Source organism: Streptomyces filipinensis (assembly GCF_014649495.1).
GTDB lineage: Bacteria > Actinomycetota > Actinomycetes > Streptomycetales > Streptomycetaceae > Streptomyces > Streptomyces filipinensis.
In genome coordinates this window covers 236,049-257,290 of the sequence record NZ_BMTD01000012.1, presented here as the reverse complement: position 1 = coordinate 257,290, position 21,242 = coordinate 236,049, and the positions used below count along the sequence as shown (strand labels likewise).

General features: G+C 72.4%; 21 protein-coding genes. 12 read left to right on the top strand and 9 right to left on the bottom strand.

The annotated features are described in order from the left end of the window. Positions 1-7 precede the first annotated feature (7 nt). Both ligD and IE244_RS26270 read left to right on the top strand, forming a co-directional pair. The gene (ligD, locus tag IE244_RS26275; RefSeq protein ID WP_191876039.1) at positions 8-1,027 is read left to right on the top strand and encodes a non-homologous end-joining DNA ligase; all 1,020 of its coding nucleotides are present in this window, start codon (positions 8-10) and stop codon (positions 1,025-1,027) included. Positions 1,028-1,134: 107 nt separating this feature from the next. Continuing rightward, the gene (locus IE244_RS26270; RefSeq protein ID WP_191876038.1) at positions 1,135-2,238 is read left to right on the top strand and encodes a LacI family DNA-binding transcriptional regulator; all 1,104 of its coding nucleotides are present in this window, start codon (positions 1,135-1,137) and stop codon (positions 2,236-2,238) included. A gap of 10 nt (positions 2,239-2,248) precedes the next feature. Here the strand turns inward: IE244_RS26270 and IE244_RS26265 are convergent, their stop codons facing one another. After that, positions 2,249-3,040 carry a VOC family protein gene (locus tag IE244_RS26265; RefSeq protein ID WP_191876037.1) on the bottom strand — a complete coding sequence of 264 codons (792 nt, stop codon included), beginning with the start codon at positions 3,038-3,040 and terminating at the stop codon, positions 2,249-2,251. Positions 3,041-3,307: 267 nt separating this feature from the next. Here IE244_RS26265 and IE244_RS26260 point away from each other — a divergent pair, with 267 nt between their 5' ends. Beyond that, positions 3,308-3,553 (top strand): WhiB family transcriptional regulator, encoded by a 246-nt coding sequence (locus tag IE244_RS26260; RefSeq protein ID WP_031167920.1) that lies wholly within the window; start codon positions 3,308-3,310, stop codon positions 3,551-3,553. Between the two features lie 22 nt (positions 3,554-3,575). On the opposite strand, the gene IE244_RS26255 is transcribed toward IE244_RS26260, so the two are convergent. The 4 genes from IE244_RS26255 to ssgD all read right to left on the bottom strand — a co-directional run bounded on the left by IE244_RS26255 (position 3,576) and on the right by ssgD (position 8,135). Next, a complete protein-coding gene (locus tag IE244_RS26255; RefSeq protein ID WP_191876036.1) occupies positions 3,576-4,550 on the bottom strand; it encodes an acyl-ACP desaturase in 975 nt (324 codons plus the stop codon). A gap of 262 nt (positions 4,551-4,812) precedes the next feature. Then, on the bottom strand, positions 4,813-5,589 hold the full coding sequence (gene ddaH, locus IE244_RS26250; RefSeq protein WP_191876035.1) for a dimethylargininase: 777 nt from the start codon (positions 5,587-5,589) through the stop codon (positions 4,813-4,815). A 219-nt stretch (positions 5,590-5,808) separates the two neighbouring features. After that, positions 5,809-7,434 (bottom strand): ABC-F family ATP-binding cassette domain-containing protein, encoded by a 1,626-nt coding sequence (locus IE244_RS26245; protein WP_191876034.1) that lies wholly within the window; start codon positions 7,432-7,434, stop codon positions 5,809-5,811. A 284-nt stretch (positions 7,435-7,718) separates the two neighbouring features. Continuing rightward, positions 7,719-8,135, bottom strand: coding sequence for a spore wall synthesis regulator SsgD (gene ssgD / locus IE244_RS26240; protein WP_191876033.1), 417 nt, complete (start codon positions 8,133-8,135; stop codon positions 7,719-7,721). A gap of 210 nt (positions 8,136-8,345) precedes the next feature. Between ssgD and IE244_RS26235 the strand changes: the two genes are divergently transcribed. Beyond that, on the top strand, positions 8,346-9,449 hold the full coding sequence (locus IE244_RS26235; protein ID WP_229854330.1) for a WD40/YVTN/BNR-like repeat-containing protein: 1,104 nt from the start codon (positions 8,346-8,348) through the stop codon (positions 9,447-9,449). A gap of 77 nt (positions 9,450-9,526) precedes the next feature. After that, positions 9,527-9,865, top strand: coding sequence for a plasmid stabilization protein (locus IE244_RS26230; protein WP_191876032.1), 339 nt, complete (start codon positions 9,527-9,529; stop codon positions 9,863-9,865). A gap of 10 nt (positions 9,866-9,875) precedes the next feature. On the opposite strand, the gene IE244_RS26225 is transcribed toward IE244_RS26230, so the two are convergent. Next, on the bottom strand, positions 9,876-10,172 hold the full coding sequence (locus IE244_RS26225) for a YciI family protein (RefSeq protein WP_191876031.1): 297 nt from the start codon (positions 10,170-10,172) through the stop codon (positions 9,876-9,878). A 60-nt stretch (positions 10,173-10,232) separates the two neighbouring features. Between IE244_RS26225 and IE244_RS26220 the strand changes: the two genes are divergently transcribed. Beyond that, positions 10,233-10,973: an endonuclease V gene (locus tag IE244_RS26220; RefSeq protein WP_191876030.1), complete on the top strand. Its 741-nt coding sequence runs from the start codon at positions 10,233-10,235 to the stop codon at positions 10,971-10,973. Here IE244_RS26220 and IE244_RS26215 read toward each other — a convergent pair. Continuing rightward, complete coding sequence (locus tag IE244_RS26215; RefSeq protein WP_191876029.1) at positions 10,937-11,125, bottom strand: hypothetical protein; 189 nt, start codon at positions 11,123-11,125, stop codon at positions 10,937-10,939. The two genes, IE244_RS26220 and IE244_RS26215, sit on opposite strands and share 37 nt — an antisense overlap. Positions 11,126-11,239: 114 nt before the next feature. Next, on the bottom strand, positions 11,240-12,439 hold the full coding sequence (locus IE244_RS26210; protein ID WP_191876028.1) for a saccharopine dehydrogenase family protein: 1,200 nt from the start codon (positions 12,437-12,439) through the stop codon (positions 11,240-11,242). 294 nt (positions 12,440-12,733) lie between these two features. On the opposite strand from IE244_RS26210, the gene IE244_RS26205 reads away from it, so the two are divergent. Genes IE244_RS26205 through IE244_RS26195 form a run of 3 tightly spaced genes read left to right on the top strand, consistent with a single transcriptional unit; the run spans position 12,734 to position 17,385 of the window. Then, positions 12,734-13,894 (top strand): CaiB/BaiF CoA transferase family protein, encoded by a 1,161-nt coding sequence (locus tag IE244_RS26205; protein ID WP_191876027.1) that lies wholly within the window; start codon positions 12,734-12,736, stop codon positions 13,892-13,894. Between the two features lie 44 nt (positions 13,895-13,938). Then, positions 13,939-15,153, top strand: coding sequence for an acetyl-CoA C-acetyltransferase (locus IE244_RS26200; RefSeq protein ID WP_191876026.1), 1,215 nt, complete (start codon positions 13,939-13,941; stop codon positions 15,151-15,153). 39 nt (positions 15,154-15,192) lie between these two features. Further along, complete coding sequence (locus IE244_RS26195; RefSeq protein ID WP_191876025.1) at positions 15,193-17,385, top strand: 3-hydroxyacyl-CoA dehydrogenase NAD-binding domain-containing protein; 2,193 nt, start codon at positions 15,193-15,195, stop codon at positions 17,383-17,385. Here IE244_RS26195 and IE244_RS26190 read toward each other — a convergent pair. Continuing rightward, the gene (locus IE244_RS26190) at positions 17,371-18,078 is read right to left on the bottom strand and encodes a MerR family transcriptional regulator (RefSeq protein ID WP_191876024.1); all 708 of its coding nucleotides are present in this window, start codon (positions 18,076-18,078) and stop codon (positions 17,371-17,373) included. The two genes, IE244_RS26195 and IE244_RS26190, sit on opposite strands and share 15 nt — an antisense overlap. Before the next feature lie 235 nt (positions 18,079-18,313). On the opposite strand from IE244_RS26190, the gene IE244_RS26185 reads away from it, so the two are divergent. From IE244_RS26185 to IE244_RS26175, 3 genes are read left to right on the top strand one after another with little or no spacing between them, the layout of a single operon-like run. Beyond that, positions 18,314-19,783, top strand: coding sequence for an amino acid permease (locus IE244_RS26185; RefSeq protein WP_191876023.1), 1,470 nt, complete (start codon positions 18,314-18,316; stop codon positions 19,781-19,783). A gap of 50 nt (positions 19,784-19,833) precedes the next feature. Next, on the top strand, positions 19,834-20,322 hold the full coding sequence (locus IE244_RS26180) for a macro domain-containing protein (RefSeq protein WP_191876022.1): 489 nt from the start codon (positions 19,834-19,836) through the stop codon (positions 20,320-20,322). Continuing rightward, positions 20,319-21,236 carry a PfkB family carbohydrate kinase gene (locus tag IE244_RS26175; protein ID WP_191876021.1) on the top strand — a complete coding sequence of 306 codons (918 nt, stop codon included), beginning with the start codon at positions 20,319-20,321 and terminating at the stop codon, positions 21,234-21,236. The genes IE244_RS26180 and IE244_RS26175 overlap by 4 nt, the downstream gene beginning before the upstream one ends. The last annotated feature ends 6 nt before the right edge of the window (positions 21,237-21,242 follow it).

Below are 21,242 nucleotides of genomic sequence, written 5' to 3'. Positions count from 1 at the left end.
TGGCCGCATGGGTGCTGCGGTGGAACTGGAGGTGGGCGGCCGGACGGTACGCCTGTCCAGCCCCGACAAGGTCTTCTTCCCGGAACGGGGTTTCACCAAGCTGGACCTCGCCCGGTACTACGCCGCCGTCGGCCCCGGCATCCTGCGCGCCCTGCGCAACCGCCCCACCACCCTGGAGCGCTACCCGGACGGCGTCGGCGGGGAGTGGTTCTTCCAGAAGAGGGCCCCGAAGGGCATGCCCGGCTGGATCCCCACCGCGCACATCACCTTCCCCAGCGGCCGCAGCGCCGACGAGATGTGCCCCACCGAGGAGGGCGCCGTCGTCTGGGCCGCCCAGTACGGCACGCTCACCTTCCACCCCTGGCCGGTGCGCGCGACGGACGTCGACCACCCCGACGAACTCCGCATCGACCTCGACCCGCAGCCCGGCACCGACTACGACGACGCCGCCCGCGCGGCCCACGAACTGCGCGCGGTCCTCGACGAGTTCGGCGGGCTGCGCGGCTGGCCGAAGACCTCCGGCGGCCGTGGCCTGCACGTCTTCGTCCCGATCGAACCACGCTGGACCTTCACCCAGGTGCGCCGCGCCGCGATCGCCGTCGGCCGCGAGATGGAACGCCGGATGCCGGAGCAAGTGACGATCAAGTGGTGGAAGGAGGAGCGGGGCCGGCGTATCTTCCTCGACTACAACCAGACGGCCCGCGACCGCACCATCGCCTCCGCCTACTCCGTGCGCCCCCGCCCGAACGCCCCCGTCTCGGCGCCCCTGAGCTGGGAGGAGGTCGGCGTGGCCCACCCCGCCGACTTCGACCTCGCCACCATGCCGGCCCGCTTCGCCGAACTCGGCGACGTGCACGCCGACATGGACGACCACGCCTACTCCCTGGACGCACTGCTGGAGCTGGCCCGCCGTGACGAACACGACCACGGCCTGGGCGACCTGCCGTACCCACCGGAGTACCCGAAGATGCCGGGCGAACCGAAGCGCGTCCAGCCGAGCCGGGCCCGGCGGGAGAAGACGTCCTGAACCCGAGCCCGCCGCCGGCTTCCCCGCCGGCGGGCCGCTGTCGCCGCCCCGGCGCCGCGCGCACCCCGGATATCCTGACCGGCAGCCGCCCGATGAGGAGTGCCGAAGTGACCGAGGCAGTGTCGCGTCCCACGCTGGAGGCCGTGGCCGCGCGGGCCGGTGTCTCCCGGGCCACCGTGTCCCGGGTCGTCAACGGCGGCGACGGGGTGCGCGAACCCCTGGCCGAGCGGGTCCGGCAGGCCGTGGCGGAGCTGGGGTACGTCCCCAACCAGGCGGCGCGCAGCCTCGTCACGAGACGGCACGACGCCGTCGCCGTCGTCATCGCCGAGCCCGAGACGCGGGTCTTCGCCGACCCCTTCTTCGCCCTGCAGCTGCGCGGGATCAGCAAGGAACTGACCGCCCACGACAACCAGCTGGTGCTGCTGCTCACCGAGGGCCGTGACGATCACGCCCGCGTGGCCCGGTACCTCGCCGGAGGCCACGTCGACGGCGCGCTCGTCTTCTCCCTGCACCTGGACGACCCGCTGCCCGGCCTCATCCACCAGGTCGGCGTGCCCACCGTGTTCGGCGGACGGCCGGGCTGGAGCGACGACGGCGGGGCGGGCGGGCCGACGCGCGCCACGCGTACGGGGCGCGGTCCGGGACCCGGCGTGGTGTACGTCGACTGCGACAACCGGGGCGGGGCACGCGTGGCCGTACGGCACCTGGTGGACCTCGGCCGCCGACGCGTCGCGCACCTCACCGGGGCGCTGGACCAGACCTCGGCGGTGGACCGGCTCGACGGCTACCGGGACGTCATGGGCGAGGTGCCGGGCGGGAACGACCCCCGGCTGGTCGTGGAGAGCGACTTCACCCCGTCCGGCGGCGAACGCGCCATGCGGGAACTCCTCGACCGGTGCCCGGACGTGGACGCCGTGTTCGCCGCCAACGACCTCACCGCGCTCGGTGCCCTGCGCGTGCTGCGCGCGAGCGGCCGGCGGGTGCCCGAGGACGTGGCCGTGATCGGGTTCGACGACATGCTGCCCGTAGCCGAAGAGGCCGACCCGCCGCTGACGACGGTCCGTCAGGACATCGAGGAGATGGGCCGCCTGATGGCCCGCCTGCTGCTGCGCGGCCTGGCCGACGGCCGCGACCGCACCGGCGCCTCGGCGAACCCGCCCCCGGCCGGCGTGATCCTCCCGACCACCCTGATACGCCGCACCTCCGCCTAGCCGGCCCGGCTCAGCCCTGTGGCGTCGCGCTTCTGATCACCGCGAAGCGGGCGCCGTACGGGTCGCTGAGCCGGGCCATGCGGCCGACGCCCTCCAGGGTCGTCGCCGGCATGCGCACCGTGCCGCCGAGCCGCCGTGCCGTGTCGACCACCGCGTCGGTGTCCGTGACCTCGAAGTACGGCAGCCAGTGCGGGCCGCCCCCGGCCCCGGCCGGGGCGTCGGCCAGCGGCACGATCCCGCCGAACATCGCGTCCTCCCCGCCGTCGGCCGGGTTGACACAGGTGTACGTCCCGCCCGGGAAGGGCGCGGCGGAGGTCTCCAGACCCAGCACCCGGTGGTAGAAGGCGGCGGCCGCCGCGATGTCCGGGGTGTACAGCTCGACCCAGCACAGCGCACCCGGCTCGTTCGCCACGTCGACGCCCTGGGTCCGCGCCGGCTGCCAGATCCCGAACGGTGCGCCCGCCCGGTCCGCGAGGACCGCCATGTGGCCCTGTCCCATCACGTCCGTCGGCTGGAACAGCACGCGGCCATGGGCCTGTTCGGCGGCCTTGGCGGTGGCCTGCGCGTCGTCGCTCCGGAAGTACACCGTCCAGGCCGGCGGGCCCTGTTCGGGGCCGGACCGCATACCGCCCGCGACGGTTCTGCCGTCCAGCTGGAAGAAGCCGTACCCTCCGGCGTCGGGCCCCGCCGACCGGAACTGCCAGCCGAAGAGGCCGCCGTAGAAGGAGACGGCACCGTCGATGTCCGGGGTGCCGAGGTCGATCCAGTTCGGCGCGCCGTTGACGAAGCGGGTGGTGAGCATCGTCGCCCTCCTCGAAAGGGGTCCCGTCCTCTGCACTGCCGAGTCTGGCACCCCCCACCGACCATCGCCGCCGCAACGCCGCGACGTGCCGGACCGGCCCCCGCTCTCCCGCCGGGTGAGCGGGCACGCTCTCGGAATCCGGGTCGCCCCGCGCGCCGCCGTGCGCCGGTGGGGCCCGGGGAGGATCATCGGAACGGCGGAAGCCCTGGCGGCAGCGTTGACCCGGCGTTGATCGAACGTTTTTCGCCGCGCGGCACGATCCTGTTCATGCACTTCGAAACGATCACTCCGGCCGATGACACCTGGCAGGCGCAGGCCCTGTGCGCGCAGACCGGGCCGGACTTCTTCTTCCCCGAGCCCGGCAGCTCGGTGCGCGAGGCGAAGCGCATCTGCGCCATGTGCGAGCTGCGCCCGGCCTGCCTGGACTACGCGCTGGCCAACGACGAGCGTTTCGGCGTCTGGGGCGGCCTCTCGGAGAAGGAACGCCTCGCTCTGCGCCGCACCTCCCGCTGACACCGCACCGCCGTCCCGGGCCTCAGGCCCCGGCGCGCGCCGCCATGCGGGCCTTGCGGGCGGCCAGCTTCTCGTCGAACTTGGCGGCCTCCGCGTTCAGGCCGCCCAGGTACAGGCCCAGCTCCTCCTGCGCCTGCCGCCCCTCGGGGCCGAGGCCGTCGATCTCCATGACCTTCAGGAAGCGCAGCACCGGCTGCAGCACGTCGTCGTGGTGGATGCGCAGGTTGTACACCTCGCCGATGGCCATCTGGGCGGCGGCCCGCTCGAAGCCGGGGATGCCGTGCCCGGGCATCCGGAAGTTGACGACCACGTCCCGTACCGCCTGCATGGTCAGGTCGGGGGCCAGCTCGAAGGCGGACTTCAGCAGGTTGCGGTAGAAGACCATGTGCAGGTTCTCGTCGGTCGCGATGCGGGCCAGCATGCGGTCGCAGAGCGGATCGCCGGACTGGTGACCGGTGTTGCGGTGCGAGATACGGGTGGCCAGCTCCTGGAAGGCGACGTAGGCGATCGAGTGCAGCATCGAGTGCCGGTTGTCGGACTCGAAGCCCTCGCTCATGTGGGACATGCGGAACTGCTCCAGCTTGTCCGGGTCCACGGCGCGCGAGGCGAGCAGGTAGTCACGCATCACGATGCCGTGCCGGCCCTCCTCGGCCGTCCAGCGGTGCACCCAGGTGCCCCAGGCACCGTCACGGCCGAAGAGCGTGGCGATCTCGTGGTGGTAGCTCGGCAGGTTGTCCTCGGTCAGCAGGTTGACCACGAGGGCGATGCGGCCCACCTCGGTCACCTTGGACTGCTCCTTGTCCCAGGCCTCGCCGTCCTCGAAGAGGCCCGGGAAGTTGCGGGCGTCGCTCCACGGCACGTACTCGTGCGGCATCCAGTCCTTGGCGACCTTCAGATGCCGGTTCAGTTCCTTCTCGACCACTTCCTCCAGCGCGAACAGCAGCCGCGCGTCGGTCCAGGCGGACGGGCTGCCGAGGTGAGGAGAAGTGATCGTCACAGGAACTCCAGAGGGACGCCGAACAACGGGGGAGGAAAAGGCAACGGTCCGGCGAGCGGTGCCGGAAACCTACGAGATCGTAGGCTACGAAGCCGTAGGTTACGAAGCCGTAGGTTAAGGACGTCGTAAACATCGCTGATCAGCAGGGTCAAGACGGGTCCTCCCGGCGTGTTACGTCCGCTTTCGTCAGCGCTCTCCCAGGCGTGTCGACGGCGCCAGGACCCATGGACCCAGGGGCCGTCGGGGTGACGGGTTCACCCGATCAGGCGTACAGCTCCCGCAGGCGTACCGAGAGGCAGGTCACACAGCCCTCCAGTTTCTCGAACTCGCTGATGTCGACCGTGACCACGTCGTAGCCGAGATCGGTCAGCAGCTCCGCCGTCTTCGGGGCGCTCGCCGCCATCAGCAGCTTGTGCCCGCCGAGCAGTACCACATGCGCGCCGGACTCCTCCGGCACCGACAGGAAACCGGGGAACAGCGACGGCCGGTCGACCTTCGGGATGTGCCCGATCACCGTGCCGTCGGGCAGCGCGGTCACCGCCGACTTCAGGTGCAGCACCTTGCTCACGGGGACGGCGACCACCCGCGCGCCCAGCGGCTCGAAGGCGGCCCGCAGCTGCTGCACACCGGCCGCGTTGGTACGTCCGCCGCGGCCGACGTACACCGTGTCGCCGACCTTCAGGACGTCACCGCCGTCCAGCGTGCCCGGCTCCCATATCCAGTTCACCGAGCAGCCGAGACGGGCCACCGCCTCCTCCACGCCGACGGTCTCCTCGCGCCGGGACTCCGCGCCGGACCGGGTGATCAACGCCACGTTCTTGTACATGACGACGGTGTCCTCGACGAACACCGAGTCCGGGCAGTCGTCAGCCGGTTCCACCTCGATCGTCTCCCAGCCGTGTGTGCGCAGGGCCTCGACGTAGGCCTCCCACTGCTCGACGGCGAGCCCGGCATCGGCCTTCTCCCGCTCGATGTGCGTCACCAGGCCTTCGGCGAGGCGGGGGCTGGGGCGGCGGACGAGGGCCTTCTTGCTGGGCACGAGGGGCCTTTCGAATCGGTGCGGGTCGGTGGTGCGGCGGCGCCGCTGGCCGCGGCACCGGTCCGCCATCATGCAGTCCTCTCCGGCCTGGACAAAACCCTCGTTGTCAGGCTGTGCCCCTCCTGAGACGTCACACCGTCGTCCCGCGGAGACCGACGTCCTTGAGGTGGGGCTCGCCCGGCTCCGGGGCGGGTGATGAAAACGGGCATGCCGCCGACGCTAGGCGGGATGCCCGACATCCTCCGGCGTGATCTCCTTCAGTTCTCCCTCCTCCATCAGCAGCCAGCGGGTGATGCCGATCGACTCCAGGAACGGCAGGTCGTGGCTGGCCACGAGCAGCGCGCCCTCGTACGACTCCAGGGCCGAGGTCAGCTGCCGCACGCTCGCCATGTCGAGGTTGTTCGTCGGCTCGTCGAGCAGCAGCAGCTGGGGCGCCGGCTCGGCCAGCATCAGCGCGGCCAGGGCCGCCCGGAAGCGCTCGCCGCCCGACAGGGTGTCCGCCTTCTGGTCGGCTCGCGCGCCCCGGAACAGGAAGCGGGCCAGCCGCGCCCGGATCCGGTTGTTGGTGGCGTCCGGCGCGAACCGGGCCACGTTCTCGGCGACCGTCAGCGCGTCGTCCAGGACGTCCAGCCGCTGGGGCAGGAAGCGCAACGGGACGTGCGCCCGCGCCTCCCCGGCCACCGGCGCCAGCTCCCCGGCGACCGTCCGCAGCAGCGTCGTCTTGCCGGAGCCGTTCCGGCCGACCAGCGCGATCCGCTCCGGACCGCGCAGATCGAGGATCCCCTCGATCCGCGCCCCGTAGGCCGTCGCCAGGTTCTCCAGCGTGAGCACCTGCCGGCCCGGCGGCACGGCGGTGTACGGCAGTTCGACGCGGATCTCGTCGTCGTCCCGTACCGCCTCCACCGCCTCGTCCAGGCGATCCCTGGCGTCGGCGAGCTTCTCCTCGTGCATGATGCGGTGCTTGCCCGCCGACTCCTGGGCGGCGCGCTTGCGGGCGCCCATGACGATCTTCGGTTCGCGCTTGGAGTCCCACATCTTCTGCCCGTACCGCTTGCGGCGGGCCAGCTTGACCTGGGCGTCGGCCAGTTCGCGCTTCTGCTTGCGGACATCGGCCTCGGCGACGCGGACCATCCGTTCGGCCGCCTCCTGCTCGACGGCCAAGGCCTCCTCGTAGGCCGAGAAGTTGCCGCCGTACCAGGTGACCTCCCCGGAGCGCAGCTCCGCGATCTGGTCGACCAGGTCGAGCAGTTCCCGGTCGTGGCTGACCACGACCAGCACGCCCGGCCATGCGGCGACGGCCTGGTACAGCCGGCGGCGCGCGTACAGGTCGAGGTTGTTGGTGGGCTCGTCCAGCAGCAGCACGTCGGGGCGGCGCAGCAGCAGCGCGGCCAGCCGCAGCAGCACCGACTCGCCGCCGGAGACCTCGCCGACGGTGCGGTCCAGGCCGATGTGACCGAGACCCAGTTCGCCGAGGGTGACCAGGGCGCGCTCCTCGACGTCCCAGTCGTCGCCGACCGTCTCGAAGTGCTCCTCGGCGACGTCGCCCGCCTCGATGGCGTGCAGCGCGGCCCGCCGTTCGGCGATGCCGAGGGCCTGGTCGACGCGGAGCGCGGTGTCGAGGGTGACGTTCTGTGGGAGGCAGCCGACCTCGCCGACCGCCTTGACGGTCCCGTCGGAGGGCGTGAGTTCACCGGCGAGAAGCTTCAACAGGGTGGACTTCCCCGATCCGTTGACGCCGACGAGCCCGGTGCGGCCGGGGCCGAAGGCGACGTCCAGGCCGTCGAAGACGGCGGTGCCGTCGGGCCAGGTGAAGGACAGGGACGTGCAGGTGAGGGAAGATGACATGAGGGCCTCGCGAGGGGTGTCGTGCGGTCGGTGGGCGCATGTCGAGACACCGCGAGGCGGGAACCGAAAGGTCGTGGGGCACGAAGGCCGTGGAACATGAAGAAGGCCTGTGCCGGAGGACGGCTCGGACGCCGAGGTCGTACGCCGCGCACACCTCACCGGTGCGACGCGATGTCTCAGAACCTCAGACGAGCAACGTCCTTCTCCAATCGACGGCAACAGGACCGATGTACACCGTACGAGGGTGCCTGATGGCTGTCAACGCGTTTTCACGCGCGTGGCGTTCAGCAGGCGTCCCGCATCAGTTCGGCCAGCCCCTGGTCCAGGTCGAGCTGGAGGTGCTCAAGGCCGACGGGCACGAGTGCGTCGGCGGCCTCCAGGAAGCGCCGGATCTCACCCGAGCGCACGTGCACGATCGCGGTGCCCTCGGGGGCGTGGAACTCCAGCACGGTGCGGTCGTAGCCGTACGGCCGCACCCGGACGTCCCCGTGGCCCTCGGCGCCGTGCAGCCCGGCCGCGAGCAGCTCGCGGGAGAAGGTCCAGCACACGTCGACTCCCTCCAGGGTGGCCGGGGCCGGGAAGGTCATGACGACGGCGAACGGATCGCTCCGGTCGTAGCGCAGCGTCGCGGGGATGCTCGGCATGCGCGGTGCGGCGGCGACGAGGCGGGCCTCTACGGGCTGCTCGATGACGGTGGACAACGCCTTGCTCCCTCGTGACGGCTGGACTACGCCCGGGTGTGCGCTACCCGGCACTGGAAGAGACGACGGATCCGGCCGATCCGTGCACACGTGAACCGAGTGACCTCGGTCACCGCCTTCATGCACGGGGGGACACCGGGTGTTTTCGCGCGCGACGGCGGGCGATCGGCCTCTGGACGGTACCGGCCCGGTGGGCTAGCTTCGCCCGCCATGAGGCGTTTGGGGAGCACGCGACGCAGAGGACGCAGGGGCAGGCTGGTGGCGGTGGGGGTGGCGTGCGGGGCGGCGCTGGCCGCGCTGACCGTTCCGGCGGCCGAGGCCGGGCCCCTCGGGGAGGGCGGCCCGCACTGGGCGCCGAAGGACCCGGGCACCCCGCAGATCCGCTTCCGGGGCCTCGCGGCCGTGGACCGGCACACCGCCTGGCTGGCCGGCACCGGCGGCACGGTGCTGCGCACCACGGACGGCGGGGGGAGCTGGCGGAACGTCTCTCCGCCGGGCGCGGGGGAGCTGCAGTTCCGGGACGTCGAGGCGTTCGACGCGCGACGCGCGGTGGTGCTGGCCATCGGCGAGGGCGAGGCGTCCCGGGTGTACCGCACCGACGACGGCGGAGCGACCTGGACGGAGTCCTTCCGCAACACGGACCCGAAGGCGTTCTACGACTGCCTGTCCTTCTTCGACCGGCGGCACGGCCTCGCGATGGGCGACCCCGTGGACGGGAGGTTCCGCATCCTGGCCACGAGCGACGGCGGCCGCTCCTGGCGGGTGCTGCCCTCGGCCGGCATGCCGCCCGCCCTGGACGGCGAGGCCGGTTTCGCGGCGAGCGGCCAGTGCCTGGTCACCTCGGGCCCGAAGGACGTCTGGCTGGCCACGGGCGGCGGCGCCCACGCGCGCGTGCTGCACTCCGCCGACCGCGGACTCACCTGGACGGCCGCCGGCGCACCGGTGCCGGCCGGCGATCCCGCCAGGGGCGTCTTCGCCCTCGCCTTCCGCGACCGCACCCACGGCCTCGCCGTCGGCGGCGACTACCGCCCCGACAAGCCCTCGCCGCAGGCGGCCGCCGTCACCGCCGACGGCGGACGCACCTGGACCCCGGCCGCCACACCGCCGCCCGCCTACCGCTCCGGCGCCGCCTGGCTGCCGCACAGCCGCACCGCCGCGCTCGCCGTCGGCCCCACCGGCACCGACCTCACCACGGACGCCGGCCGCACCTGGCGGACGATCGACTCCGGCTCGTACGACACCGTGGCCTGCACCGCCGACCTGAGCTGCTGGGCGGCCGGGGAGCAGGGGAGGGTGGCCCGGCTGGAACGCTGAGGTGGGCGCCGGGAAACCGGGTACTCGTCCCGCACGGGAATCAGGAGGACCCGGGGATCCAGAGGAAGGGAGCGGCCATGCCCGCCGGTTCCAGCTCCAAGCGCGAGCGTCAGTACGAACACATCAAGAAGAGCGCGCAGGACCGGGGCGAGAGCGCCGGCCGCGCCAAGGAGATCGCCGCGCGGACGGTCAACAAGGAACGCGCCCGCTCCGGCGAGTCCGAGACCGCGAGCCGCAGCTCGACGCAGGACATGTCGTCGGGCAAGCGCGGCGGCCAGCGGTCGGGCAACCGGTCCGGCCCCCAGGGCCCGACCCGGGACCAGCTCTACAACGAGGCGAAGCAGCGCGGCATCGAAGGCCGTTCGAACATGAACAAGAGCCAGCTGCAGCGCGCGCTGAACGCGAAGAAGGGATGACGGCCGGGTCTCAGTCCGATGTCTGCCGGTGACGGGCCAGCTCGGGAGCCGTCTTCGTGGCGACGAACTCCGTGACGCGGTACGTGCACACACCGCCGACGGCGAACGGGTCCCCCGCCACGATCTCCTCGATCCGGGCGCGGTCCTCGGCGACGGCGAGGATCACCCCGCCGTCCCTGGGGTTCTTGCGCCCGGAGGCCAGGAAGAAGCCCTTCGCGTACTGCTCCTCCAGCCAGGCCACATGGTCGGCGAGCAGCGCGTCGACGGCGTCGAGGGGGGCGGTGTAGGTCAGCTCCAGGACGAACATGATCGCGAGCCTACCCCCCGGCTCCGACAGCCGTCCCGGGCCCGTAGAGTCGGCGTCACCATGACGACCGTAGGCGTACCCGCGGGCTGGCCCGCGACCGAGGAGCAGGCCCGCGCCGTCCAGGACGAGCTGCGCGGACGGGTGGTGCTCGACGAGAGCGGCCCGCGGCCCGGGACGGGGCATGTGACGGGGGTCGACGTCGCCTACGACGACACCCTCGACCTCGTCGCCGCGGCGGCCGTCGTGCTGGACGCCGCCACGCTGGACGTGGTGGCCGAGGCGACGGCCGTCGGCCGCGTCTCCTTCCCGTACGTGCCCGGCCTGCTGGCCTTCCGTGAGATCCCCACCGTCCGGGCCGTCCTGGACCGGCTGCCGTGCCCGCCCGGCCTGGTCGTCTGCGACGGCTACGGACTGGCCCATCCGCGCCGCTTCGGCCTCGCCAGCCACCTCGGCGTCCTGACCGGGCTGCCGGTCATCGGCGTCGCCAAGAACCCGTTCACCTTCACGTACGGCGACCCCGGCCCGCAGCGGGGCGCTTTCGCCCCGCTGCTCGCGGGGACCGAGGAGGTCGGGCGCGCGCTGCGCACCCGGGACGCCGTCAAACCGGTCTTCGTCTCCGTCGGCCATCGGGTGAGCCTGGACAACGCGCTGGCCCACACCCTGGCCCTCACCCCCCGCTACCGGCTGCCGGAGACCACGCGCCGGGCGGACGCCCTGTGCCGCCGTGCGCTTCGCGAGGCGGCGCGGGCCACCGGGGGCGGCGCTCAGGAGGACACGACCCGCCAGGCCCCGACCTCCTGATACGCCGCGTCGTAGACGGCCGAGCCGTCTCCGGGTTCGAGGGCGTAGTGGTGCAGGTTGCCGCCCCAGTAGCGCAGGATGCGCCCCAGTTCGCCGGCGCGGTCCCGCGCCGGCGCGTCCTCGTCCACGGTCACTTCGAGCACGAACTTCATGCCTGGCCCGCCTCCTTCGGCTCGTTGCCCGGGCCTCCATCGTGTCATTGAAAGACCCTGTGAGACTTTCCGGGCGGTGGCCGCGGACAGCCGGGACTTCCGGGTGCGCGAGTCTCAAACGGGCGATGAGGCGGCCGGGCCGGTGGCCGCCACCCGGAAGGTGATGCCCGCGGCCCGCAGCCGCCCGGTGAGGGCGTCGCCCATCGCCTGCGCCGTGGTGACCTGCCCGGCCGTCGGCGGCAGGTCGTCGAAGGCCAGGCACAGGGCCGCCTCGGCGAACATCTTCGCCGTCTCGTCGTAGCCCGGGTCGCCGCCCGCGACCTCCGTGCACACGCGCCGCCCGCCGCCCTCGCCGACGAAGCGCACCGCGAAGCGGCTCCTCGCCCGCCGCTCCGGGCTCGGCCCGTCCCCCGGGCGCAGCCGGCCCGACAACCAGCGCCGCGCGGGCGGCAGCTGGGCGGCCGTCAGCACCGCGCCGACGGCGGCGACCCCGCCGAGGGCGACCGGCAGGTGCCGCACCGCCGCGTAGTGCCGGTAGCGGAAGTCGGGTCCGTACCGCTCGATCGCCTTCGCCGAGCGGCGCACGATCTGCGGGTCGATGGTCGGCAGCGGCAGCGCCCACGCGCCGACCTCCCGGGCGAACCGGGGCGCACCCGTCGGTGCCGCGACGCGGCGTCCCATCAGCCGCGGCTCGTGCCGGCCCCGTTCGCGCGCCGCGGCCAGCAGCTGCCGGCCGCGGGCGAACTGGTTCAGCGCCGAGGCCAGGGTGCCCCCGGAGAAGGCGGCGTCGGCGGTCACATAACCGTCCACGGTCAGCGGCACGCCCTCCGGCAGCTGCCGGACCGTGAAGTACACGCCCAGGTCGTGGGGCACGGAGTCGAAGCCGCAGGCGTGCACCAGACGCGCGCCCGTCTCCCGCGCGCGCGTGTCGTGCCGGACGTACATCAGGTCCACGAACTCCGGCTCGCCGGTCAGGTCCAGGTAGTCCGTCCCGGCGTCGGCGCAGGCGGCGACCAGCTCCTCGCCGTTGAGTACGTACGGCCCGACGGTCGTGGCCACCACGCGCGCGTGCTCGGCGAGGGCGCGCAGGCCGGCCGGTTCGGTCACGTCGGCGCGCAGGACGCCGACCTCGGCCCCGCCGGGCAGCCGCTCGCGCAGCCGTTCCAGCTTCCCCTCGTCGCGCCCGGCCACCGCCCAGCGCAGGTCCTTCGGCGCGTGCGCGGCGAGATACTCCGCCGTGAGGGTGCCGACGAAGCCGGTGGCTCCGAAGAGCACGAGGTCATAGGGACGGTCCGCCCTGTTCAGCCTGCTCATGACACCCCTTCGTCCCGCAGATCGCGCCGCTGCCGGTGGCTGAGGCTAGCGTGAGCGGAGTCAGCGACGACGACCAGCCCGGAGGCAGCGGTGGGCGCAGTCGGGAACGCCCTGAGGAAGCGGGAGGAACCACGCGAGCCGCACCGCGGCGGCCGCTCACCCTCCCGGGTGATCGGCGCGCGGCCGGGCACTCGGCTAAGCGCTTGCTCGTTGGGTCTTGTGTCCGGTGGAACGCGTTCTTAGCATCACCGGTGTTACATCAGTTGTGTCACACACGCTCAGGGGGCTGGACGCATGACGACGGCAGGGACGCCGGCGACGCCGGGCAGCGGTCCGCTCCTGGGCGTGCGCGTACTGGAGCTGGCCGGCATCGGGCCGGGCCCGTTCGCCGCCATGCTCCTGGCGGACCTGGGCGCCGACGTGGTCCGCGTGGACCGGCCGGGCGGCCCCGGCCTCGGCATCGACCCCGCCCGCGACGTGACCAACCGCAACAAGCGCTCGATCCTGGTCGACCTGAAGTCCCCGGACGGCCCCGCGCGCGTGCTGGAGCTCGCCGAGCGGGCCGACATCCTCATCGAGGGCTACCGCCCGGGCGTCGCCGAGCGGCTCGGCATCGGCCCCGAGGAGTGCCACGCCCGCAACCCCCGCCTGGTCTACGGCCGCATGACCGGCTGGGGCCAGGACGGCCCCCTCGCCGACCGCGCGGGCCACGACGTGGCCTACATCGCGCTCACCGGCACCCTCGGCATGATCGGCCGTCCGGACGAGCCCCCGGCCGTCCCCGCCAACCTCCTCGGCGACTACGCGGGCGGCTCCCTCTACCTGGTGGTCGGCGTCCTCGCCGCCCTCCACCACGCGCGCGTGACCGGCACCGGACAGGTCGTCGACGCCGCCATCGTCGACGGCACGGCCCATCTGTCCGCGATGATCCACGGCATGATCGCGGCCGGCGGCTGGCAGGACCGGCGTGGGGCCAACCTCCTCGACGGCGGCTGTCCCTACTACGGCACCTACGAGACCGCCGACGGCAGGTACATGGCGGTCGGCGCCCTGGAGGAGCGGTTCTACGAGGAGTTCCTGTGCCTGCTCGGCCTGGAGGACCTCGTGCCCGCCCGCAAGGACTGGACGCGCTGGGGCGAACTGCGCGAGCGGATCGCCGCCCGCTTCGCGGCACGCACGAGGGACGAGTGGACGGCCGTCTTCGAGGGGACGGACGCCTGCGTGGCCCCCGTGCTGTCCCTGCGCGAGGCCCCGCACCACCCGCACCTCGCCGCCCGCGGCACCTTCACCGACCACGGCGGCATCACCCAGCCCGCCCCCGCCCCCCGCTTCTCCGCCACCCCCACCGCCGTCCGCACCGGCCCCGCCCTGCCGGGCGCCGACACGGAGACGGTGGCCCGCGACTGGGGGAGACCCGCACCCGTGAACGAGGAACCGGTCACCGACGCCGGCTGACCCGCCCACCCCCGCTCGCCCCACCCTCTCGGAAAGGCACACCAGTGAGCACCGAAGCGTACGTGTACGACGCGATCCGCACCCCGCGCGGCCGCGGCAAGGCGAACGGCGCCCTGCACGGCACGAAGCCCATCGACCTGGTGGTCGGTCTCATCCACGAGATCCGCGACCGCTTCCCCGGCCTCGACCCGGCCGCCGTCGACGACATCGTGCTCGGTGTCGTCGGACCCGTCGGCGACCAGGGCTCCGACATCGCCCGGATCGCGGCGATCGCCGCCGGACTGCCGGACACGGTCGCGGGCGTGCAGGAGAACCGCTTCTGCGCGTCGGGCCTGGAGGCCGTCAACCTGGCCGCCGCCAAGGTCCGCTCCGGCTGGGAGGACCTGGTCCTCGCGGGTGGTGTCGAGTCCATGTCCCGCGTCCCGATGGCCTCCGACGGCGGCGCCTGGTTCAACGACCCGATGACCAACCTCGCCGTCAACTTCGTCCCGCAGGGCATCGGCGCCGACCTCATCGCCACGATCGAGGGCTTCTCCCGCCGCGACGTCGACGAGTACGCGGCCCTGTCCCAGGAGCGCGCCGCCACCGCCTGGAAGGAGGGCCGCTTCGACCGCTCGGTCGTCCCCGTCAAGGACCGCAGCGGCCTGGTCGTCCTCGACCACGACGAGCACCCGCGCCCCGGCACCACCGCCGACTCCCTGGCGAAGCTCAAGCCGTCGTTCGCGGACATCGGCGAGCTGGGCGGCTTCGACGCCGTCGCGCTGCAGAAGTACCACTGGGTGGAGAAGATCGACCACGTCCACCACGCGGGCAACTCCTCCGGCATCGTGGACGGCGCCTCGCTCGTCGCGATCGGCTCCAAGGAGGTCGGCGAGCGCTACGGCCTCACCCCGCGCGCGCGGATCGTCTCCGCCGCCGTCTCCGGTTCCGAGCCCACCATCATGCTCACCGGCCCCGCCCCCGCCACCCGCAAGGCCCTGGCGAAGGCCGGACTCACCATCGACGACATCGACCTGGTCGAGATCAACGAGGCGTTCGCCGCGGTCGTGCTGCGCTTCGTCAAGGACATGGGCCTCAGTCTCGACAAGGTCAACGTCAACGGCGGCGCCATCGCCCTCGGACACCCGCTCGGCGCGACCGGCGCGATGATCCTCGGCACCCTCGTGGACGAACTGGAGCGCCAGGACAAGCGCTACGGCCTCGCCACCCTGTGCGTCGGCGGCGGCATGGGCATCGCCACCGTCGTCGAGCGCATCTGACTCCCCGCGGACCAACGGACTTCAACGGAGACGACTGTCATGACCGAGAGCACCACCATCCGCTGGGAGCAGGACGACACCGGTGTCGTCACCCTCGTCCTGGACGACCCGCACCAGTCCGCGAACACCATGAACCAGGCGTTCCGGGATTCCCTCGCCGCGATCACCGACCGGCTGGAGGCCGAGAAGGACGCCGTCCGGGGCATCATCTTCACCTCGGCGAAGAAGACCTTCTTCGCGGGCGGCGACCTGCGCGACCTGATCCGGGTCACGCCCGAGACCGCGCAGGAGCTGTTCGACGGCGGCCTCGCCGTCAAGCGCGACCTGCGCCGCATCGAGACCCTCGGCAAGCCGGTCGTCGCGGCGATCAACGGCGCCGCCCTGGGCGGCGGTTTCGAGCTCGCCCTCGCCTGCCACCACCGGGTGGCCCTCGACACCTCCGGCACGAAGATCGGCTGCCCCGAGGTCACCCTCGGACTGCTCCCCGGCGGCGGCGGGGTCGTCCGCACCGTCCGGCTGCTGGGCATCACGGACGCGCTGCTGAAGGTGCTCCTCCAGGGGCAGCAGTACAACGCGCGGCGCGCCCGGGAGAACGGCCTCGTCCACGAGGTCGCCGCCACGCCGGAGGAACTGCTCGCCAAGGCCCGCGCCTTCATCGACGCCAACCCCGAGTCCCAGCAGCCCTGGGACAAGCCCGGCTACAAGATCCCCGGCGGCACCCCCGCCAACCCGAAGTTCGCGGCCAACCTGCCGGCCTTCCCGGCGAGCCTGCGCAAGCAGACGAACGGCGCGCCGTACCCGGCCCCCCGCAACATCCTCGCCGCGGCCGTCGAGGGCGCCCAGGTCGACTTCGAGACCGCGCAGGTCATCGAGGCCCGCTACTTCGTGGAGCTGGCCGCCGGGCAGACCTCGAAGAACATGATCCAGGCGTTCTTCTTCGACCTCCAGGCCGTCAACTCCGGCGCCAATCGCCCCCAGGGGATCGAGCCCCGTCAGGTCCGCAAGGTCGCCGTCCTCGGCGCCGGCATGATGGGCGCCGGCATCGCCTACTCCTGCGCCCGCGCGGGCATCGACGTCGTCCTCAAGGACGTCGCCCTGGAGGCGGCCGTCAAGGGCAAGGGCTACTCCGAGACGCTGTGCGCCAAGGCCGTCGCCAAGGGCCGTACCAGCCAGGAGAAGGCGGACGCGCTGCTCGCCCGGATCACGCCGACCGCCGACGTGGCCGACCTCGCGGGCTGTGACGCGGTGATCGAGGCCGTCTTCGAGGACACCGCGCTCAAGCACAAGGTGTTCCAGGAGATCGAGTCCGTCGTCGCCCCGGACGCGCTGCTGTGCTCCAACACCTCCACCCTGCCCATCACCACACTCGCCGAGGGCGTGCAGCGCCAGACCGACTTCATCGGGCTGCACTTCTTCTCGCCGGTCGACAAGATGCCGCTGGTGGAGATCATCAAGGGTGAGCGCACCGGTGACGAGGCGCTCGCCCGGGCCTTCGACCTGGTCCGGCAGATCAACAAGACGCCGATCGTCGTGAACGACTCGCGCGGCTTCTTCACCTCCCGGGTGATCGGCCACTTCATCAACGAGGGCGTCGCCATGGTCGGCGAGGGCATCGAGCCCGCCTCCGTGGAGCAGGCCGCCGCCCAGGCCGGCTACCCGGCCAAGGTGCTCTCCCTCATGGACGAGCTGACGCTCACCCTGCCGCGCAAGATCCGGGGCGAGACGAAGCGGGCCGTGGAGGAGGCGGGCGGCACCTGGACCCCGCATCCGGCGGACGCGGTCATCGACCGCATGGTCGACGAGTTCGGCCGCCCCGGCCGCAGTGGCGGCGCCGGTTTCTACGACTACACCGAGGACGGCAAGCGGGCCGGGCTGTGGCCGGGACTGCGCGAGCACTTCGGCAGGCCCGGGCACGAGATCCCGTTCCGGGACATGCAGGAGCGGATGCTCTTCTCCGAGGCGCTCGACACCGTGCGGCTCCTTGAGGAGGGCGTCCTGACCTCGGTCGCCGACGCCAACATCGGCTCCGTCCTCGGCATCGGCTTCCCGGGCTGGACCGGCGGCGTCCTGCAGTACATCAACGGCTACGAGGGCGGCCTGCCCGGCTTCGTGGCCCGCGCGCGGGAACTCGCCGAGGCCTACGGCGAGCGGTTCAACCCGCCCGCGCTGCTCGTCGAGAAGGCGGGAAGGGGCGAGAAGGGCGAGCCGTTCGGCGACTCAGTCCGTTCCTGACCCGGTGACCCACTGGCCCAGCTCCTCCCGCAGCGAGCGCTGGAACGTCGTCAGCAGCGCCTGCACCACCAAGGGGTGCATGTGCGCCGACAGGGACCTCACGTCCTGGGCGTCACGCTCCGCCACCTCGCCGCGGAAGAGCTGGGACAACTCGTGAGCCGCGGCGCGCGAGTGCTCGATGAGCACCTTGCGCGCCGCGAGGATCACCTCCTGCGACAACGGCACGTCGAGCAGCTGCACACCGAGCCGGAGCAGCCCCGAGTCGACGCGGAAGGCGCCGTCGTCCGTCCCGGCGACGACGTTCATCGCCGCCAGCCGCTCCAGGTCCTCGGCGGTCAGCGGCCGCCCCGCCCGCCGTTCCAGTTCCCGCAGGGACACCGTGTCCACCGCGTCCGGCGCCCAGGACGCGACCACCGCCCGGTGAATGGCCAGGTCGTGCGGGGTGAGGTCGTGCGGCAGCTGCTTCAGGTACCGCTCGATCGCCGCCAGGGTCATGCCCTGCTGCTGCAACTCCTCGATGAGGGCCAGCCGTGCCACGTGGTCCGGCCCGTAGTGCCCCACCCGGCGCGGGCCGATCACCGGCGGCGGCAGCAGACCCTTGCTGCCGTAGAAGCGCACGGTGCGGACCGTGACGCCCGCCCGGGCGGCCAGCTCGTCGATGGTGAGGGGCGTCTCCCCGGCATCGGTCGTCATGTGCAGCAGTATCGCTGTCTCACCAGGAGTGTGAAACCCATGGTGAACGCCGGGTGAACCCTGAGTGGATCGTGTGACAAGCGACGCTCTGTGACATCGGCCACCGCGTATCCGCGGTTCTCTCTGGGAAGCTGCTGTCTTGGTCTGTACCGCGACTCGACAGGGTGGTGCGGGCCGAGCCCTGCACGACCCCCGGGCCCACGAGGCCCGGGCGCACCAGGAAGTGGAACCACCCGTGAGCAGCAAGGACACCGTGGAATCGGTGCAGGCCACCACCCACCCCGAGGTGGCCCGGACGCCCGCGGACGCGGGCGACGCCGGTTACAGCAAGGACCTCAAGGCCCGCCACGTCAACATGATCGCCATCGGTGGCGCCATCGGCACCGGACTCCTCCTGGGCGCCGGCGGCCGCCTGCACAACGCGGGCCCGGCGCTCGCCCTGGCCTACCTGGTCTGCGGCGTCTTCGCCTTCTTCGTCGTCCGGGCCCTGGGCGAGCTGGTCCTGTACCGCCCGTCCTCCGGGTCCTTCGTGTCCTACGCGCGCGAGTTCCTCGGCGAGAAGGGCGCCTATGTCGCCGGCTGGATGTACTTCCTGAACTGGTCGACCACCGGCATCGCCGACATCACCGCGATCGCGCTCTACACGCACTACTGGTCCATGTTCACCAGCATTCCCCAGTGGGTGCTCGCCCTGATCGCCCTCGCGGTGGTCCTGGCCGTGAACCTGATCTCGGTGAAGATCTTCGGCGAGATGGAGTTCTGGTTCGCGATCATCAAGGTCGCCACCATCGTCGGCTTCATGCTGATCAGCATTTTCCTGCTCGCCACCCAGCACAAGGTCGGCGGCCACACCCCCGGCCTGAGCGTGATCACCGACAACGGCGGGCTCTTCCCGCACGGCATGATGCCGGTCGTCCTCGTCATGCAGGGCGTGATCTTCGCCTACGCCGCCCTGGAACTGGTCGGCGTCGCCGCCGGCGAGACCGCCGAGCCGGAGAAGGTCGTCCCGCGCGCGGTGAACTCGATCATGTGGCGGGTGGGCCTGTTCTACGTCGGCTCGGTCGTGCTGCTGGCCCTGCTGCTGCCCGGCTCGGTGTACTCCGCCGACCAGAGCCCGTTCGTGACCGTGCTGTCCAAGATCGGCGTTCCGGCGGCCGGCGACGTGATGAACCTGGTCGTGCTGACCGCCGCCATGTCCTCGCTGAACTCCGGTCTGTACTCCACCGGCCGCATCCTGCGCTCCATGGCCATGGCGGGCTCCGCCCCGAAGTTCACCGCGCGGATGAACCGCAGCCAGGTCCCCTACGGCGGCATCCTGCTGACCTGCGCGGTCTGTGTCCTCGGCGTCGGCCTGAACTACCTGGTGCCCAGCCAGGCCTTCGAGATCGTGCTGAACGTCGCCTCCCTCGGCATCATCAGCACCTGGGTGATCATCATGCTCTGTCACATGATCTTCGTCCGCCGCGCCCGCGCCGGCCTGGCGACCCGGCCGCACTTCCAGCTGAAGTTCAGCCCGGTCACCGAGATCGCCACGATCGTGTTCCTGCTGGTCTGCCTCGGCATGATGTGGAACGACCCCGACGTCGGCCGGAAGACCATCCTGCTGATCCCGGTGATCGCCCTCATGCTGGTCGCCGGCTGGTTCGGCGTGCGCCGCCGCGTGTCGCGCAACACCGACCGGGAGCTGTCCGGGCTGACGGAGTAGCGGCCCGGGAGCCCTCCGCCACTGTCCGTGGCATCGCCTACGGTGGCGTCATGTCGGAGATCACGTATGTCCGGGGTGACGCCACCGTGCCGTCGGTCAAGGGCGTCAAGGTGATCGCCCATGTCTGCAACGACATCGGCGGCTGGGGGAAGGGCTTCGTGCTCGCGCTCTCGCGCCGCTGGCCCCAGCCGGAGGCGGCATACCGCGCCTGGCACCGCGACCGCGCGCGGAACGACTTCGCCCTGGGCGCGGTGCAGCTGGTCCGGGTCGAGCCGTATGTGTGGGTGGCCAACATGATCGGCCAGCGCGGCACCAGAAGGGGCAGCAAGGGCGTCCCCGTGCGCTACGAGGCGATCGACACCGCGCTGACCACCCTCGCCGGCGAAGTGGCCGGACTCGGTGCGTCCGTGCACATGCCCCGCATAGGCTGCGGTCTGGCGGGCGGCAGGTGGTCCCGCGTGGCACCGCTCATCGACGAGCGACTGGTGAAACGGGGGATAGCGGTGACGGTCTACGACCACGGGGACGGCGCCGGATGACCCAGCGCGGCGGTGCGGCGGATGTCCTGGTGCTGGGCGGAGCCGGCGTGGACACGATCATCCAGGTCCCCCAGCTCCCCCTGCCCTACGCCGACAGCTACATGATCGACTCCGGGATCCGCACCCGGGCCGGACAGACCGGCGACTTCGTCGCGCTGGGCCTCGCCGCACTCGGCCTGCGCACCCACCACCTCGATCTGCTCGGCGACGACCCCGAGGGCGACCTCGTGCGCTCCCTGCACCGCGAGCACGGCATCGCACTGACCGCGCTCCCGCAGCCCGCCGGCACCAGACGGGCGGTCAACCTCGTCGGCCCGGACGGCCGCCGCCTGTCCCTGTACGACACCAGCCGCGCCCGCCCCGGCGACCGCTTCCCGCCCCAGACGCTGCGCACGCTCGCCGGGACGAGCCGGCACGTCCACGTCACGATCACCCAGCCCTGCGCCGACGCCCTGCCCGTGCTGGCCGCGACGGGCATCCCGCTCTCCACCGACCTGCACGACTGGGACGGGGAGAACCCGTACCACGAGCCGTTCGCCCACGCGGCGGACGTCGTCTTCCTGTCGGCCGCCGCGCTGACCGACCCCGAGCGGACCATGCGGCGCATCGCCGAGCGGGGCCGGGCCGAGGCCGTCGTCGCCACCGCCGGGGCCGAGGGCGCGTACCTGCTGGCCGACGGCGAGCTGTCCCACGTCCCCGCGGCGGTGCCGCCCGCGCCGGTGGTGGACTCCAACGGCGCGGGCGACGCCTTCGCCGCCGCGTTCCTCTACGGCCGCCTCGGCGGCGAGCCGCCCGAGACGTGCGCCCGCTACGGCGCCGTCGCGGGCGCCCACGCCTGCACGGTCCCGGCCTCCCGGGCGGAGTCGATAGGCCGGGACGAGCTGCTGAAGCGGGCGACGGCGCCGAGACCCTAGACCGCG